Annotated in this window: 11 protein-coding genes; 1 reads left to right on the top strand and 10 read right to left on the bottom strand. The window is 42.0% G+C overall.

Going from position 1 to position 17,956, the window contains the following annotated elements; all coding sequences use genetic code 11:
* Positions 1-24: 24 nt before the first annotated feature.
* The 9 genes from VB775_RS11270 to VB775_RS11230 form a co-directional block, all read right to left on the bottom strand.
* Positions 25-723, bottom strand: coding sequence for a PHP domain-containing protein (locus VB775_RS11270; protein ID WP_281008026.1), 699 nt, complete (start codon positions 721-723; stop codon positions 25-27).
* 262 nt (positions 724-985) lie between these two features.
* The gene (locus VB775_RS11265) at positions 986-1,210 is read right to left on the bottom strand and encodes a DUF2997 domain-containing protein (protein WP_281008027.1); all 225 of its coding nucleotides are present in this window, start codon (positions 1,208-1,210) and stop codon (positions 986-988) included.
* A 155-nt stretch (positions 1,211-1,365) separates the two neighbouring features.
* Positions 1,366-1,992: a type I restriction endonuclease gene (locus tag VB775_RS11260; RefSeq protein ID WP_281008028.1), complete on the bottom strand. Its 627-nt coding sequence runs from the start codon at positions 1,990-1,992 to the stop codon at positions 1,366-1,368.
* A 28-nt stretch (positions 1,993-2,020) separates the two neighbouring features.
* On the bottom strand, positions 2,021-3,070 hold the full coding sequence (locus tag VB775_RS11255) for an S-layer homology domain-containing protein (RefSeq protein WP_281008029.1): 1,050 nt from the start codon (positions 3,068-3,070) through the stop codon (positions 2,021-2,023).
* Positions 3,070-3,519: a DUF29 domain-containing protein gene (locus VB775_RS11250; protein ID WP_281008030.1), complete on the bottom strand. Its 450-nt coding sequence runs from the start codon at positions 3,517-3,519 to the stop codon at positions 3,070-3,072. The genes VB775_RS11255 and VB775_RS11250 overlap by 1 nt, the downstream gene beginning before the upstream one ends.
* A gap of 34 nt (positions 3,520-3,553) precedes the next feature.
* Positions 3,554-5,347: a cation:proton antiporter gene (locus tag VB775_RS11245; RefSeq protein ID WP_281008031.1), complete on the bottom strand. Its 1,794-nt coding sequence runs from the start codon at positions 5,345-5,347 to the stop codon at positions 3,554-3,556.
* A gap of 91 nt (positions 5,348-5,438) precedes the next feature.
* Complete coding sequence (locus VB775_RS11240) at positions 5,439-7,751, bottom strand: serine/threonine-protein kinase (RefSeq protein WP_281009365.1); 2,313 nt, start codon at positions 7,749-7,751, stop codon at positions 5,439-5,441.
* 203 nt (positions 7,752-7,954) lie between these two features.
* Complete coding sequence (locus tag VB775_RS11235) at positions 7,955-9,130, bottom strand: NAD(P)/FAD-dependent oxidoreductase (protein WP_281008032.1); 1,176 nt, start codon at positions 9,128-9,130, stop codon at positions 7,955-7,957.
* Positions 9,123-10,484 (bottom strand): glycosyltransferase, encoded by a 1,362-nt coding sequence (locus VB775_RS11230; RefSeq protein ID WP_281008033.1) that lies wholly within the window; start codon positions 10,482-10,484, stop codon positions 9,123-9,125. The genes VB775_RS11235 and VB775_RS11230 overlap by 8 nt, the downstream gene beginning before the upstream one ends.
* Before the next feature lie 253 nt (positions 10,485-10,737).
* Here VB775_RS11230 and sppA point away from each other — a divergent pair, with 253 nt between their 5' ends.
* Positions 10,738-11,538 (top strand): signal peptide peptidase SppA, encoded by an 801-nt coding sequence (gene sppA / locus VB775_RS11225; RefSeq protein WP_190581205.1) that lies wholly within the window; start codon positions 10,738-10,740, stop codon positions 11,536-11,538.
* A gap of 47 nt (positions 11,539-11,585) precedes the next feature.
* Here sppA and VB775_RS11220 read toward each other — a convergent pair whose 3' ends face one another.
* Positions 11,586-17,528 (bottom strand): non-ribosomal peptide synthetase, encoded by a 5,943-nt coding sequence (locus VB775_RS11220; protein ID WP_281008034.1) that lies wholly within the window; start codon positions 17,526-17,528, stop codon positions 11,586-11,588.
* Positions 17,529-17,956: the final 428 nt, after the last annotated feature.

The following is a 17,956-nucleotide window of genomic DNA, read 5'->3' as shown; positions in this document are numbered from 1 at the left end:
TGTTCCTAAGTTCTGAAATGTTTTTTAGAGTCTCTTGCTAATCTTAAACCCGTGGGAGTCAGTTCCACAGGTATGCAGTAATCCGTGGGATTCGGCAAGATGACGAATTTCTTCGGTCTGGCGCGGACTTGGTTTCCAAGGATCGCTATTGTCGTAGCCATAATAAGTCTCTACACCATCAATTCCTAAGGCGGCGGCGGCTGGGATCAAGTCTTCAGGAGATCGCCGATATCGTGCCGGGTGAGCTAATACTGCCAAACCTCCAGCCAAATGCATCGCCTTAATCACACTAATTGCTTGATAGTCTAAACCTGCGGTAGTTTTACCCTGTAAATAGGGAAGCATCGCCTTATGTTCGGGGTCAAATCCATAGCCCAGAATATGCACTTCTGTAAAAATCAGGCTGGCATTCACCTCAATGCCCGACCAAAGTGTAGGCAAAGACTGGGGATCGCTAGATTGACTGATTGATCGATCAAGATATTTTTTGGCAATGTAATATCCTGCGATCGCATGGTGATCGGTGATGGCTAGATCAGAAACACGTAAGGCGATCGCCTGCTGAATCAAATCCACTGGCTGCATTTTGCCGTCAGAATGCACTGTATGCAGATGAAAATTCAGCCTATGCGGACAACTCATGGCATCAACGGACGCAAAAATATTTCGCAGCCTTTTAGTTGCGTTCGACTCTGATATCAACAGGGGAGTTTGAATCACCATGGCAAATCTCTACATAAGCAAATCTTTAACAATTCTTAATTTCTTGATCACAATTTTACCCAGAATAGGGTAAGCAGCTTCACTTTATTGAAATAAATTCTCAAACTGATCTAATTGGCGAGCCAATTACATTTACCTGTGAGTGCCTCAATCATTACTATCGGGAAAGTTAGCAAGACTCAAACAGTAGGTAAATTCAATAAGTTTTAGAAAACATTAGGTTAACTAATACAACCTAAATAGCACACGTATCTACAGCAAATTAGGGTAATTGATCATACTGAACTTGCTCGATCGCATTGCAATCAAGGTTTTGTCCAGAGGTCTCGTAATAATTGGGCAGTAATTGGCGAGTTTCGACTTTCCCTAAATTCGACTCAATTTCAGCAGTGATCGCGACGCATTCACTGCCAGACATGTCAATCGCTCGCTCAACGATTTTGCCATCTTTCCCGATTAAGTACTCGATACGTTGATACTGCGACATGATCTATATAATTTTCTCAACAATAACAATTGCTAATATTCTAGCGCCTCTATATCAAAAATTGCAAAATGAAAAGCGCGGCTTTACATAAATCCCAAACAGAGGAGGACGGCGCTTCGCACCGTCCTCCTCTGTTTTAATTGGACGAAAAATAGTCAAATAACTAACTGCCCTAGAGATTTTAAAATTTGTAATACTGGGTATAAGTGATTTTCTGACTCAGACAGGGAAAAAACTTTGGATAGGGTATAAGTTAGTTCAGCTTCAGAATCTAGTTTGATAAAGCGAAATTCGCGTCCATTAGTAATCAATCCAAATCTTGTTTTGGTGGCGTTAGGGCTAGAAATCATATAAGTCAAAGCCTGCGGCAAAGCCACCATCACATCATATTGAATGCTTTTAGCTTCGATTACCAATATCCAGATTGATTGTTGTAGCACTAAGACATCAATTTGCCCTCGCACCACTTCCACTCCATCCTGAGACACTAACTCAATCGATTCTTCTAGGGTCGTATAAAAAGGCGGATCATAAAAACCTGCAAGGGAAAGCAACGGCGACAAGGTAACCATCTTGACGGTTACTTCTAAAAGGGGGCGCTTAGCTAGATAAAGATAATGCTGCCTAGTGCGATCCAAAATTTGTTGCTCAAATTCGCTTAAGGGAGAGGCATTTTGTAATAAATCTGTAAAGAAATCGCTGGTTGTAAATTGCTGACGCGCATGGAATTTAGATTCCACATCATATAAGCTGAGCCTTGAAGCTTGTAAGGTTTGAACCATAGCTTTTCTCCTGTTTCCATAATATTAATTATCTCTCAGTTTCTAAAACCTTACTAACTGATGTGCCATCCACCGCAGTACCAAAATACCAGAGAGAAGCTGCTGCTTCAGCGCGGGTAACGGGCTTCTGCGGTTGTAATAAAGTTGTAAATCCAAAGCTACGGCGAATGTTCGAGAGATCGCGCAGTTGAGCATCGGCAAAAATTGCATTCAAAGCATTCTCACTAATACGATCGCTATCTTTAAAACCCCATGATTTGCTGACAGACTCTAAGGTCGCGATGGGCAAGGGTTGTCTCAGATCGAGGGGGATTTTCCATTGCACAAGCTCTTCCCTTAATAACGGATCATTAGGACGAAAGCGATCGCTCGTGCCACCAATTAGCCCTGCATTAGCTAAGCCTTGAATAATGCCAAAGTCAGGATGATTATTAGGAATATCTGTAAAACTAGCGCTATCGGTTGGTTGAGCAAGACGGATTTGGCGACTAGGTTGATTTTTATAGAGGCGATTATTGGTTTCTAATAACCATCGGGCATATTCACGACGAGCTACTAAAATATTTGGCTTAAATTGTTGTCCAGTTTTGGGGGAGATTGTTCCTAATTTATTTAAGTCTTTAATCCAATTCTTAAGTGAAGCAGGTGCTGTGTCCAGATCACTAAATCCACCAGATTGCTTTTGGGAATTAGGAAAGTTTATAAAAAATAGTTCTTTGAGGGAGTTGGTCTCTGGGATTGTTTTTTTCGGTAAAGACTGTAGAGCGATCGCCTTCATTGGACTAGACCAGCGATCGCTATTAGCAGGACTAACAAAACTAGTAGGAGAATTAGTTGGCTTTGTTGCAGGTTTTATTTCAGGTTTTGCGGTTGGGGCTGGACTGGGTGATGTGGCGATCGGCGTTGGTTGATTGGGATTTTCGGCGATCGCATCAGAAGAAGATGGACTAGCGGGAGCGATCGCATTTTCCAATGAACTGCCAATATTTGAACCTTGGCAAGCCGTGAGGAAATAAGTGGTAAGACCGAGCAGCAAAAATTTCAAATTTTTAGCAATTAATCGAGATTTGAACTTCATCAAAATTCCACACCAATATCATCAGGAAAACTCAAGTCAAGCAACTGCTCAAGGCTATAAGGACATTCATTGGGCAAGATACTTTTCTTGATTGGGGTTTCCGCCAAAATTAGCGCTAATCCTAAGCGATATCCCTTAAGTAGGGCTTTATCTAAATAAGATTTTAAGCTAGGGTTATCCGCTAACAGATCTTGAATTTCTTCTCTTTGTAACTGAATTGTGACCTGCCAACTGCGAGATCGCTTTGTAGGTTGATACTGCCATTTCAAAAGATGTCCAATCAATACACCCAATCGATTTGATAATTCTTGCTGCTTTTGCTTACCCAAAGCCCCTATTTCCTCAACCAAATTCAACAAATCCAAGCTATCTAAATGACCTAAGGACAGAAGCTTGGACTGCTCCAATGTCCAGCCATAAAAATCTGTCTCATATAATCCTGTGTTCATAGCATTTCTTTATTTGTGTTTTATAGCTGTTAGTTCAAGAAGCATTGCCATCAATCTCAACAAGATTGGTGGTAGGTGGCAACAGAGGGACTATTGGTAATGCACAGGCAATTTCAGGACGGAAATTCGCATAGCGGCTACGACGTACCGCAATAATTTCTGTCTGGATATCTTGAGTACTTTCACCTAGACATAGTAGTAGATGTGTAGTTAATTCCAAACTTGTCTCAAAGGTGGGATGCACTACTTCCTTCGCACCAAGTTGATAAAGAGTATCGATATCCGCATCTTTTTCAGCTCTGACTACAATATCAATTTCTGGAGAAATAGATATAGCTCTTTGCACAGCCAATCTCGTCGCGATCGGGTCAGAAATAGCAATCAACATCGATCGCGCATGGTCGATTTCTGCTTTTTCGAGAACGAACGGACTGGCACAATTGCCGTATAGATAGGGAATATTTCGCGATCGCAGAATTTGCACCTTAGATTCTGCATCCTCAATTACTAAGACTGGATAGCCCTTAGATTGCAACAAAGTGACAATCCCCTGACCGATGCGACCATAACCACAAACCACTACATGATCATGGAGTTTCGCATTTACCGCAAGCTCTTGGGGCATATCCAACTTATTCATCCAAGCTTGAAGAAATGGTACTTTTTCAAGCAATTCTAAAATCTGTGGTGTTGCCTTGAGTAGGAATGGCGTAACCATCAAAGTTACAGCGGTTGTCCCCAAAATTAGCAGATAAACACGACGCGAGACTAAACCTAATTTCTGTCCTTCACTAGCTAGAACAAACGAGAATTCTCCAATTTGGGCTAAACCTAATCCCGCAAAAATGGCAACTCGCAATGGATAGCGGAAAATACTTACTAAAGGTACGACGATTAAGAATTTACCGATCATCACGATCGCCACAAGGCTGAGAATTAATTCCCAGTTTTGGAACAGAAATACAGGATCGATCAGCATCCCGATCGCCGCAAAAAATAAAGTCGCAAACACATCTCGCAGTGGTTCAACATAGGTGAGTGCTTGATCGGCATATTCCACCTCAGAAATCATCAAACCTGCGACGAACGCACCCATCTCGATCGATAAGCCCAAATGCTCAGTCAGGAGTGCAATTCCTAAGCACAGCACGATCACGCTGAGTAAAAATAATTCGCGACTCTCGGTACTCGCTACCCATCGCAAAAATGGCGGAATCACCCAAATCCCTGCGGCGATCGCGCCACCTGCAAATAAAGCTGTTACCGACAAAGCCTTGATCACTTCGATCCCCACTGACTCAGGATGATCCAGTGCGGGCAAAACCGCCAGCATCAAACCTAGTGCTAAATCTTGGATGATCAACATCCCCAGTGTTACCTGTCCCTGTGCAGACTCGGTGGCATTGGTTTCCATGAGACTTCGCAGTACCACCGCCGTTGATGATAGTGATAAAATCCCGCCTAAGAAAATTCCTTGTGTAGGGGTCTCGACCCATCCCACCAGTACTGAGACAGCAGTGGTAAGAGCGATCGTCAGCAAAACTTGTAAGCTACCACCACCTAGGGCGATCGCTCTCACCTTATTTAATTGCTTCAGCGAAAACTCAACACCAAGGGCAAATAGCAAAAAGGCAACCCCAAACTGGGCAAGGGTTTCTACCTGAATCAATTCTTTGATCAGTCCTAAACCTGTGGGTCCAACAACGATGCCGCCAAAAATGTAGCCCAACAAAACTGGTAATCGCAGAGCCGCCGCCAGTAACCCGCCAAACGAAGCTGCTGCAAGAACAGTTACTAAATCAACAATTAACCGAAAATCTTCTTGCACAGAAACCAACTAAAGAACGTTGCCATCTATACTTTAGCTTGGATTTTGCTAAACCCAAAAGAGAGTTCAACGCTCCGCGCCGAACTCTCTTTTAGATAAACTGGCAAGTGTCATCATCGCTGCTGCGGAAGAGTAAACTTGGTTGAGTAAAGTCAGTATCATCGGATTGGGATAAGTTACCTTCCGCAGGATGCAACATTGATTTAGCCTCAATCTGATCGTATAGAGTTTTGATAGCCTGAAGAATATAACTAGCGGACTGATCGTAAGCACTAGGTTCACTTAGCGATCGCGCTGTTTGCCAGATCGCTTTTTCGGCTTTCTCGTAGAATGAATAAGCATAAAATAACTGTCGTAGCAGTCCATCAAGCCCATGAGTTCTCAAATCATGCCAATTATCGCGATCGGAATCAAAGGGGTAGTACAGAACAGAAAAAAGTAAAATCTTGGCTCGCATAGAACTGGTAAATCGCATCAGTTCCAATCGCAAGTCAAATAGATCAACTGCAATTTGCGGATCAAAGGGAATTTTACTGCGGCTTTGACGATTGTAATAATCAGGTTGATTGATCGTGGGTGCAATTGGTGGGGCGATCGCAGGACTAACCTCTGATAAATTATTTTCATAACTGCGATCGGGATAAAGAGGCTCTAACTTGCTAAGTAGCAAATTACCGATCACAGCATATTCCGTAGGTTTGGAAACTCTTTGAACTGACTCATGGAGTAATGCTGTCAATTGCTGAAAAGTAGGCATGAATGAAACTAACTCTCTCAAAAGACTTGCCCAATCAATGCTATTCAATTGACGCAGATCACTTTCCCAAACATCTTGATAGGTATAAAACAAGAGTTTTTTTAGACGCATCTGCTGAGCATCTGTATCAATATTATGGGCTACCCATGCATAAATGTCAGAGTCATCGTTGAGATAGGGATCGATCAGCGATAATTCATCTTCAGTAAAGCTGAACTGATACTCCGATGGGGGTGTTGCAATCAGTGAGTTGTTGAGAGGTTCTTTTATGCAATTGTTTTGAGAAGTATCAATCGGAGCAATTAGTTGTGCTGAACCTGCATTAATGACTAGATGATTTACTGAATAAGCAAGTGGTTGACTAACTGTTTGAGGATTGGGTTTGACTTGAGAAGAACTAATCGGTTCGGCAATTACTGATACAGGTGTTTGTGGGTAAAGTTTAGAAGCTGCGTTAAAAACTATTTTGGCAACAATTAAGTATTGACGCTGCTTTTGGACAGCGATCGTCTTCACAGATTTTACCAAGTTCTCTTTTAAAGCTTCAATACTTGGAAATTGTTGATATAAGTCTTCCAGTAGTTCCACAAAACTAAAATTATTAAGACGATTGAGATCGTTTTCTAAAATACCAGTGCATACGAGACATACTAGCTTCTTAGCCCTCACAGGGTCTTCACTCATTTCAAGGTCATCTGATACTTCATCAATTAGCTTTTCCAGATAACTCTGATTAGTTTTTTCAGGAGGATTAAGAACTAGTGATAAATCAGTAAGAGGTGAGGGTGCAAACTCGCTAAAAACAGTCTGAGCTTCAGATTGCATTAGTAGAGGTTGCAGTGCTTCCAATACATCATTGGCTGATTGATAGCGTTGGCGAAAATCAAAGCGCACCATTTTATCAATTACATCAGCCAATGTAGGCGTGACTTTTGCGCGATCGCGCCAGCAAAACTCACTAGTAATAGGATCTTCAGGGATCTGATTGGGCAGTACTCCCGTGAGGGCTTGGATGGCAATCACCCCGATCGCATAGATATCACTGGCAAACATGGTCTTGCCACTATATTGCTCATTGGGCATATATCCAGGAGAGCCAATTACCAAACTGGAAGTATGTCCTAGCTGACTAATTGGTTGGGTGCTAACTTCTTTGACTGCCCCAAAATCAATTAAGACAATTTTTTTGTCACTAGCTCGACGGATCAGATTACTGGGTTTGATGTCACGATGAATTACCTGTTGATGATGGACAAAATCGAGGGTCGGCAAAATATCAGTGAGAAAATCAATCGTATACTGCTCTCCCAAACATTGACCACGCTTAATTTCTTGAGTCAAGACATCGCCTTCAATCAATTCTTGAGCGAGAAAAAATTCTTCGTCTTCTTCAAAGTGCGCTAATAAACTGGGGATACATTCATGCCGTCCCAATTTGTAAAGTACTTTTGCTTCTTTATCGAATAGTTCACGGGAGATTTTTAAAATTTCTGCTTGTGATGACGCAGGCTTAAGCTGCTTGATCACACAAGTAGGGCGATCGGGCAGATATCCATCTTCTGCAATAAAGGTTTGGCTAAAGCCGCCGCCGCCAAGTTGTTTGACGATTTTATAGCGCCCAGTCAAGGTTTTACCGAGCATAATCATTTCAGTCACTGCTAATGTCAATATTTTTGCATTTCCTTAACGTCCTAGCAAGTTAATTTTCGTCTTCTCGCCAAATAAGCAATGAAGTGCCGCGCAGAGCGCGGCACTTCATTGCTTATTTTTTTGAAAGTGTTGCAAAGCAACACTTTCAAAAAAATATGGGAGAAGGGATGATGGTCTTAGAAACTTCCACGTAATATCAGTTAAGTAATTGCTGAAAATCTTTGAGGAGAGAGTGAGTCAATAATCTCATCAGAATTGCCCTTTGCATGTTCTGCAAACCTCTTCGATAGTGTCGGTACATAAACAGTGGGACTGGTGAATCCAGAGAACAGATAGAGGTTTTCGCATTCCTTTAGTGAACCAACTAACGGTAAATTGTCACTACTAAAAGCAACCAGACAATTTCGCCATTTGCCCTTTAATTCACCAATTTTGGGTAGAACTTTACTGACGTATGCCCGAATACCAGCTTCACTTTCAATGGGATCGATCGCTGCGTAAGGATCGGTTAAAACGCGGCTAAGTTGACCAAATCTGATGCTGCGATCGCAATACTGAATCGCTCCAGCATCAATCGAAGGAGGCAATAGTTCATGCCCAGCCACATCCCAAATAGCATCTTGATCAATGTCCTTGGTTGCTCCTTCTAATTCATAGCGCTTAGTATCCGCAGGCATTACCATCGATCGCAATTCCAGATCAACGGGGTCTGTATCGATCGCTTCAGCATGGGTGTAATAGATTCTGGCATGAAGTCCTGATGCTTTAAGTAGAGCGCGAGATAAGCCTCCTGCACAAACAACCACCCGATCGCTACGAAATTCTCCCTGTTCTGTAGTTACACCTGCGACGCGATCGCCTTCGATTAAAATTTGATTGACTTTGGTGTAGATAATTTCGCCGCCCAATTTTTGGATTGCTTGCTGATGGGCTTTTACAAAACAGTTTAAGTTGATATGAGCATGGGGCAGCAGTAAAGCTCCACCAATTCCATTCACATTTAATTGTGGTTCGCGATCGCAAGCTTCTTGAACGTTGAGCAAAGTCGGGGAAATCATGCAATTAGCATATTGCGCGAGAATAGCTTCTGAATCTGCGTCAGGTTCGAGAGTCAATAGCAAATCAATCTCACGAAACTCTGTATCCATGCCCAGTTCATGGGAAAGTTCTCGTTGTCTAGTAATTCCCTCTTGGCAAAGTTGTTGAGTGAGAGCCGTTGAACCAGCCCAGTATGAGATGCCCCCATAGCCAAGACTACTGCCACCCTGAAGTTGTTGATGCTGCTCAATTAGCAATACCGAAAAGCCAGCCTTTTGCAGTTCATAGCTCAGCGATATGCCTGTGATCCCTCCACCGATTACAATCCAATCATGCATGGTTTTCTATCTCTTGCAATTCTATATCTGCTAATAAATTCTCTCCAGCACCTTGGTGTTGGGTTTTTACCCATTTTAAACGCTTCGGAAGAACGCACATTCTCAGCGTCACACTGGCAATCACAGGAATCCAATGCAGCATATAAATCATGCCAGAAATCGTTTGCCAGATCGCCGATCTCCATGACATTTGATAGGCGCGTCGCAGTCCAAAAGCCATAGTTACTGAGCTGAGGGCTAGGGAGAAGCCCGCGATCGCAGGTAACATCGGGTTATGTCTCAATACAATCGCAGCGATCGTGTCGGGAATAAAGGCAACGGTTAGTAAATATTGATTGATGTAAAACAGTGAAGCATCAAAGCTTTTTAAGAATCCCATGCGTCCGCTTAGCAATAGATTCGCATAATCAAGATAGCGCTGGAATCCACCCTCAGCCCAACGATTGCGCTGATGCCATAGCTGTTTTGCTGTCACCACACCTTCTTCCTGTACCGCAGGGAAATTCAAGCAAGCAATATCCCATTGACACAAATGCAGTCGGATTGTGAGGTCAAGATCATCCGTAATAGTTTGCTCATTCCAACCACCGCAGTCTTGGAGTGCAGTAAGGCGCACAAATTGACCATTGCCGCGCAATTCCCCGACACCGCCAACCCGAATCCGTAAATCTTGTAAACACCAATCCAGAGCCATTTCGGCTGACTGCCCCGCTGTCCACCAGTTCTCAGAGGCATTGGCGATCGCCTTGCGTAACTGGACAGCCCCAATTTTTGGTTGATGGAATACTGGCACAAGCGATCGCAACACATCCGCAGGTACTTGAGCGTCAGCATCAAACACCCCAATAAGATCGCCCTTCGTTAAACTTAAAACTTGATTTAAAGCGCCCGACTTGCCCCCCTGAGCATCATCACCACGACGCAAAGTCTTTAATTGGGGATATTTCTGCTTGAGTAATTCTAAAACTTCAGGCGTGCGATCGCTGCTATTGTCATCAACAATCCACACCTCGAAGCGATCGCTTGGATAATCGAGTTGACATAAATTTTTAACTAAATTACCAATTACGGCTTCTTCATTTTTTGCCGATGCTAACAGTGAGAAAAATGGTAAATCTTGATCTGAATCTTGATCTGCATCGATTTTGTGATTAGCTGCTGGTGCGATCGCAGGCGGCGCAAATATCAACCGCAAAGCCTGAATACTAAATAACCCTAACAGCAGCCAGCGACTCCAAGGGGCAAAATGCATCCCAACTGTCAATCCATAGACAATTGTCAACACAATGATCGTTTTGAGTCTGCGGCGATCGCCTCCTGTCTGAAGGCTGCTACGAAAGTTCGTCTCGTGCATTGGGGTTTGTAATATATTGCGAAATGTTTAGCTTGAATATATTCAGGATACAGCTTTTGATCATTGGTTTTTAGCTATTATCAGAACCAATTTCAACTAGGATAGACGGCGCGAAGTGCTGTCTATCCTAGTTGAAATTGTGATTTTTTGTAACTTAAGCTACTTTGTATTGATAGAAATCCAGTGCAGACAATCATTTGCGGTAAGAAGCTAAGATGGTAAAAGTCAAATCAAAAACACAACTCATAATTTAATGTTCGGCTTTTTAAAACGCAAATTTCGCAAAAAAATCGCACGTATTGAAATCACGGGGGCGATCGGGTCAGGCACAAGGACTCGCGTTCTTGAAGCTCTTGAATTTGTGGAGGAGCAGAAATTTCCTGCGCTATTACTTCGGATTGACAGCCCTGGGGGAACCGTTGGCGACTCTCAAGAAATATATGCCGCGCTCAAGCGACTGCGCGAAAAAGTAAAAGTAGTGGCTAGTTTTGGCAATATTTCCGCGAGTGGCGGTGTATATATTGGTGTTGGCGCAGATTACATCATTTCTAATGCTGGCACAATTACAGGTAGCATCGGCGTAATTTTGCGGGGCAACAATATCGAAAAGTTACTTGATAAGATTGGCGTTTCCTTTAAAGTAATCAAATCTGGTGCTTACAAAGATATTCTCTCCTTCGATCGCGAAATCACACCTGAAGAAAGAGTGATCTTGCAATCCTTAATCGACAGCAGCTACAACCAGTTTGTGGAAACCGTAGCCGAAGGTCGGAAACTTAGTCCCGCGACAGTGCGATCGTTCGCCGATGGACGAGTATTCACAGGTGAGCAAGCTGTTGAATTGGGTTTAGTTGATCGCATTGGCACTGAAGAAGATGCAAGGCGCTATGCTGCCGAACTAGTGGGACTTGATCCCAAAACCACTAAAGTCTTCACAATTAAGCCACCCAAATCCTTTGCCAGTAAATTTTTGCCTAGTGGTTCGGACAGTGCGATCGCGCGTTTACAATTTGAAGCAGAAACCAGTGGAATGCCTCTCTGGATGTGGCAATAGAATGCAAGAAACAGCGCTTAGCGCTGTTTCTCATCCTTTCTGTTTTGTTAACGAAATTCCTCACAGGCTTGCCAAATAATCTGACCAATCTGCTCAGCATTTTTCTTCATACCTACATCAGCATGAGCGCAGTCAAGTTTATGTAATGAAACTTTTCCTGTTAATAGTTTTCCCCACCCGCAATAGGGAAAGAGCCACGATAGATCCGTCCACAGGACATCCTTTGTTCTTGATTTCAGTCCACTCTTTGTCGGTGCTGTTAGTACAACCTTTCCAGAAAAAACTTTAGAGCTATGATTTCTACATACTTGGTCAATAGAATCCCATGCTTGCGGTAGTATGAGATCATGTTCACTCATTTGTCTATGGGGCTTTTCGGGAGATTGATCAGCCATAAACTGACTAAAATCCAACTCATTCTCAGATTTATTTATCTCTTCCATCGCATTAAAGGAAAACAATCTTTCGAGAATATACTTACCTTTTTCAGTCAATGACAGTGGCAAGAATTGCATGAGATGAAATTTAAGTATGCAAAGTTTGAGATCGAGTTGGCACAACACATCATATATTTTAGATGGGCCTTCTTTATCAATTATTGCAAGGAAATCAACCTTTTTGCCCTTTTTCTGTAATTGGCAAGCTACTTCCATCGCCACAAGCCCTTCATAGCAGTTCCCTCCAATCAAGTAAGGTTCATCTTGCGGAATTGAAAGTATTTCATCAACTATTACTGAGGCGATCGCTTCAATATAGTTTTCGGTAGAATGTAACGGAGTCCAACTACCACCAGGTATGGTGTATACAGGTTGGGGCAATCCCAAATTCTTACTAAAATCAATGTAGCCAATCCAAATAAAAGGCTGAGTTGATTTCATCTCAGTGGGGGGGACTTCTACAATTAAGCCTCGTTTGCCGATGTGTTTGCCAATCCGACCACCGCACAAGGATAGAAAAGCCCGATAGTCTTCTAAACTAAGCCCTAAAGGAACGTCTTCAGGTGATATTGTTTCAGAAGGCTTTTCACACATCCACTTGGCAATTTCAGCGATCGTTCCCATTTCAAAAAATGACGACAGAGGAATCTGATAATTAAACGTCTTCTCAATTTCTGATATCAGTCGTACTGACAATAGAGAATGTCCACCCAACTCAAAGAAATTATCGTTAATGCCGACTCGTTCCACACCTAATATTTGAGACCAAATCTTGGCGAGAGTCTCTTCTGTCGAATTACGGGGGGGGACAAAATTCTTTTCTAATGGCGTACTAGATGCATCTGGTGCAGGTAACCTACGATAATCTATTTTACCATTAGGGGTGATCGGCATTTCCTCTAAGAAGACAAATGCACTTGGTATCATGTAACTCGGTAGCCGATCTTTTAGAAAAGCTCTAAGATCGATGTCTTGAGTTTGATCTTCTGTAACAACATAGGCAACAAGGCGTTTATCGCCGGGGGTATCCTCTCTTGTTGTAACAATAGTTGCTCGGAGAAGAGGATGTTGAGACAGGGCTGTCTCTACTTCGCCTAACTCGATACGGAAACCACGGATTTTGACTTGGTTATCAATGCGTCCAAGGTATTCAATGTTGCCATCTGATAGATAACGCGCTAAGTCACCAGTTTTGTAAAGACGGCTGCCTGATTGTGAACTAAAAGGATTAGGGATAAATTTCTCGTCTGTTAGTTCTGGACGATTGAGATAGCCTATTGCCAAACTATCTCCACCTATGTGTAGTTCTCCAGTTACTCCTATGGGAACTGGTTGTAATTGTGAATCGAGGATATAAGTTTGGAGATGGGCTAGAGGGCGACCAATGGGAACTTCGCTAATGTTTGAGAATGTGATTGGGATTCGATATAGTGTCGCTACAACTGTGGTTTCCGTAGGACCATACGTATTAATCAGTTGTAAGCGATCGCCTTTTCCAGATTTAGTAACATATTTCTGCCAAGCTCTAACTGGTTCGAGCAGTACCTTTTCTCCTCCAATAATAACTAACCGCAAAGATTCTGGGAAAGATTCATTTGTGCTTGCTAGCTCCGCAGCTAACTGATGCCAGTATGCTGTTGGCAGATCTAACACACTTAGACGCAAATCCTCACATGCTTGAAAAAATGTTCGTAAGTCAGATAGCATCTTGTCGGTACGCAATACCAATGTAGCTCCCGTACACAAAGAGGGGAAAATCTCTTCAACTGCCGCATCAAAGTTAATTGAGGCGAACTGGAGTATGCGATCGCTTTCGGAGAATCCATATTCGGAGATAGCTGTCTGCACAAAGCTGACTAATGCTTTCTGACCTATCATCACTCCTTTCGGTTTACCTGTGGAGCCAGAGGTATAAATGACATAGGCTACATGTTGGTTGTCATTGATGGGAGCAGGATTGTCTGAATTTTGAGAAGCGATTTTTTCCCAGTCTGAATCAAGACAAATAACTTGAGCTTGATGTTCTTGAATTTTCCACTTGGATTGAGTTAACAGCACTGGCATTTGAGCATCCGCAATCATATAATCAATTCTTTCTGGAGGATAGTTGGGATCTAAAGGCACATATGCTCCACCTGCTTTGAGTATCCCCATTAAGCCCACCATCATTTCTAGGGAGCGTTCTATGCAAATACCAACCAATATATTTGGCTTTACACCTAGTTTCTGTAAGTAATGGGCAAGTTGATTGGCTCGGCTATTTAGTTCTCGATAAGTTAGATTCTGGTCTTGGAAGGAAACAGCGATCGCATCGGGAGTTCGTTCCACTTGTTCCTCAAATAATTGGTGAATACATTTATCTTGAGGATAATCTGTGTTTGTGTCATTCCATTCAACTAACAACTGATGTTTTTCTCTTTCCGTTAATATTGGTAATTGAGAAATCGACTGTTTGGGATTCTTAACAATACTTTCTAGCAAAATTTGGAAATTACTAATCAATCGTTTGATGGTTAGTCGATTAAATAGTCCGCTGTTGTATTCAAAATGACCACTCAACCCAATTTCTGTCTCTTCCATCATCAGAGTGAGATCATATTGTGCTGTTCCTGTCTCTGAATTCAAAGGAATTAGCTTTAAATCTACAGGCTCTGAGATTTCTACAGGAGCTTTTTGCAATACAAACATTACTTGGAATATTGGCGAATAGCTAAAACTACGATTAGGGCATAGTTTTTCTACTAATTTCTCGAATGGAAGTTCTTGGTGAGCATAAGCACCAAGAGAAATGTCCTTTACCCTCTGAATAAATTCTGTAAAAGTGGGGTCACCAGTCAAATCAATTCGCAAAGCCAGAAGATTAATAAAACAGCCAATCAAGGACTCCAGTTCCTTTCGGTTACGATTAGCAATGGGAGAGCCAATCACCACGTCTTGTTGCCTACTATAGCGTGAAAGCAAAATTGCGAAAGCTGATAGTAGCGACATAAAAAGGGTTACACCTGTACGTTGGCTAAGGATTTTGATTTGACGTGTAAGTGCCAAATCAAGTGTAAAGAATTCGGTCTCACCCCGATATGTCTGAGCCACTGGACGAGGATGATCGGTTGGGAAATCTAAAAGCGGTGGTGCATAGGCTAATTGTTTTTCCCAATAGACTAATTGCTGATCAAGAAATTTCTCGTTCAGCCGTTTCTGCTGCCAATACACATAGTCAACGTACTGAATGTCTAGCACTTTTAGTGGAGAAATCCGACCCTGCCGAAATGCTGTATAGATTACAGACATCTCCTTTTGCAATATTCTGATCGACCAATCATCGGAAACAATATGATGCGTTGTTAACAGTAGAACGTTTGAGTTCTCTCCTAATTGCAGTAAGGTTGAACGGATAAGCAAATCTTTTGTCAGATCAAAAGGTCGTTGTGCTTCTTCCCTTGCTAATTGATAAGTTTTTTCTGTTTGTTCATTTTCGGTTAGAGTCAGAAGATTTATAGTTCTCAAAGGTAAGAATTGCAATGGTAAAATCTGCTGAACTGGTAAACCGTCGATTACAGGAAAGATCGATCTTAGAGAATCATGTCGCTGCAAAATTTCGTTCAAACTTCTCTCTAAGGTTGGGATATCCAACTCGCCAAATATTTTGAAAGCAAGTGGAATATTGTAAGCAGCATTTCCTCCTTCCAATTGTGTCAGGAACCATAACTGCTGCTGGGATGACAAAAGTGGAAAATTAGTTTCCAAACGCCTCTGTACACTCGAATCTAATGTTAAATAAGAGTCATCCTTATTCTGCTTTGCTGTTGTGATATATTCTGCCAATCCTGCAACTGTTGGCTGCACAAACAATTGACTGACAGGAATCTCTGATTCTAAAATCTCTTGAAGTCGATAAATAACTTGAGTCGCCATCAGTGAATGACCGCCAAATTCAAAAAAGTTATCGTAGATGCCTATGCGTTCTAGATTCAAAGTTCTTGCATAGATGTCCGTCAGAATTTCTTCCAATTCCGTCCTAGGTGCTACATAGGCATTATTGTGCAGGACAGCATTAGTTAAAGTTGGCGCTGGCAAAGCAAGACGATTAAGTTTTTGATTTATGTTAAGAGGCATTGCTTCCAGTTCCATAAATATATTAGGAACCATATAGTCTGGTAGTTTTGCCTGTAGAAAACGCCGAATCTCGACAATGAAATTCTTCCCTTGCTCTAGAACTACGTAAGCAACTAAGCCTTTTTCTCCTATCTCAAGATCACAAGAAGTTACTACTCCATCCATGACTCCAGGAGCCTGACGTAATATTGTTTCAATTTCGTTTAGCTCAATACGAATTCCACGCAGCTTGATTTGGAAATCTGAACGTCCTAAAACCTCAAGATTTCCATCTTCCTCAAAACGTCCTAGGTCACCAGTGCGATAAAAACGTACTCCATCTATTGTTATAAATTTCTCTTGAGTCAGTTGTTCACGATAGAGATACTCTTTCGCTACTCCTGCACCACCAATGTAAATTTCACCAGTGACACCGATTGGTACTACGTTGTGAGATTCGTCATATAAATGAATAAATACATTATTAAATGGCTTGCCAACTAAACTTTTGGTGATAATTCCTTGTCTAGGGACTGAGTAAGTACAACCCATGCAACTTACTTCACTACACCCATAAATCACAAACATTTCGGCATGTTGAAATGTTTTTCTCATTCTTTCTAGGATATCGACTGGAACCATATCCCCGCCAGTTGAGACATGTCTGAGTTGTTGAAATTGCTGAGGATCTGCTGTCAGGGTCTTTTCAATATGAGTCAATAATGCTCGTAGTAAACTAGGTCCAGCATGAATTACTGTAACCTGCTTCAAGACTTGAACCATTTGCTCAAAGTCTAAAATGCGATCGCGTTCAAGAATAAGCAAAGTTCCACCTGCAACTAGTGGAGAAAGCAACTCAAACAGTGAAATGCTAAAAGTAAAACGGGCGATCGCTGGCATTACATCCTGAGCATTAAAGCCATATTCCTCCTGTGCAACTAGGATGTAGTGCAGTAAGTTACTATGACTTACCATTACTCCCTTCGGCTTGCCAGTTGTACCTGACGTATAAATAATGTAAGCAGTTTGCTGTGGGGTAATCTCATGGTCGAATTTTTGAGCTGGCAGATCCTGAATTGTTTGCCAATCCCTATCAATACAAAAAACATGTTCAGAGGTAACTGGCAGATTTGGGAGAAGGTGTTCTTGAGTGATTACCACATTAGGTTGGATTTCCGCCAAGAGATTGGCTAGACGCTCTGATGGATAGCTGGGATCAAGGGGAACGTAAGTACCACCAACTTTAAAGATTGCCAATAAGCTAACCACAATCTCCAATGATGGCTCTAAGAAAACTACGACTCGATCTTCACTGCCGATCCCAAGGTTGTTTAGATAACAAGAAAGTTGATGCGTATGCTCATGAAGTTGTCCATAGGTAAATTGACTTTGCTTAAATTTCAGCGCGATCGCATCTGGTTGGCTGATTGAATGGACTTCTACGTATTGGTGGATAAACATAAGCAATTAAATTTAATGATTAATTTACCTGTGTTTCACATTATCTCAAAGTTTCATATATAGCAACGTAAGTTTTGCTTAGGACATAAAACCAAAGAGATGAGTGGCGGCGCGAAGCGCCGCCACTCATCTCTTTGGTTTTGATTTATCCTATCTATCTCTTGCGTTGCTATATATAGCAACCAAAGGTTGACTTAGGACATAAAACCCAAAATACAAGAAGCTGAGATTGGGGCTTGGAGACCAAGCCCCTACAATAAATATGTAGGGATTTGGTCTCCAAATCCTCTTTTAAGATGATATGGAAACAGTATGACGACGTAATATCACGTGAGTTCGATATAGCCATTTGCGTCGTGCGAAGCACGACGCAAATGGCTATATCGAACTCACGTTAAAGTAGATAAAAAAGTAGATAAAGAAGAAAG

It is taken from the genome of Pseudanabaena sp. CCNP1317, from assembly GCF_034931345.1.
In the GTDB taxonomy this organism is placed as follows: domain Bacteria; phylum Cyanobacteriota; class Cyanobacteriia; order Pseudanabaenales; family Pseudanabaenaceae; genus Pseudanabaena; species Pseudanabaena galeata.
Note: the sequence above shows the minus strand (reverse complement) of the source record. Positions and strands in the feature narration are given on the sequence as shown.

Bases quoted from the DNA above. Each gene is read 5' to 3' on its own strand.
- VB775_RS11220 (WP_281008034.1), bottom strand. From the start codon at position 17,528: ATGTTTATCCACCAATACGTAGAAGTCCATTCAATCAGCCAACCAGAT.
- VB775_RS11255 (WP_281008029.1), bottom strand. From the start codon at position 3,070: ATGAAGTTCAAATCTCGATTAATTGCTAAAAATTTGAAATTTTTGCTG.
- VB775_RS11240 (WP_281009365.1), bottom strand. From the start codon at position 7,751: ATGATTATGCTCGGTAAAACCTTGACTGGGCGCTATAAAATCGTCAAA.
- VB775_RS11270 (WP_281008026.1), bottom strand. From the start codon at position 723: ATGGTGATTCAAACTCCCCTGTTGATATCAGAGTCGAACGCAACTAAA.
- sppA (WP_190581205.1), top strand. From the start codon at position 10,738: ATGTTCGGCTTTTTAAAACGCAAATTTCGCAAAAAAATCGCACGTATT.
- VB775_RS11230 (WP_281008033.1), bottom strand. From the start codon at position 10,484: ATGCACGAGACGAACTTTCGTAGCAGCCTTCAGACAGGAGGCGATCGC.
- VB775_RS11265 (WP_281008027.1), bottom strand. From the start codon at position 1,210: ATGTCGCAGTATCAACGTATCGAGTACTTAATCGGGAAAGATGGCAAA.
- VB775_RS11260 (WP_281008028.1), bottom strand. From the start codon at position 1,992: ATGGTTCAAACCTTACAAGCTTCAAGGCTCAGCTTATATGATGTGGAA.
- VB775_RS11235 (WP_281008032.1), bottom strand. From the start codon at position 9,130: ATGCATGATTGGATTGTAATCGGTGGAGGGATCACAGGCATATCGCTG.
- VB775_RS11250 (WP_281008030.1), bottom strand. From the start codon at position 3,519: ATGAACACAGGATTATATGAGACAGATTTTTATGGCTGGACATTGGAG.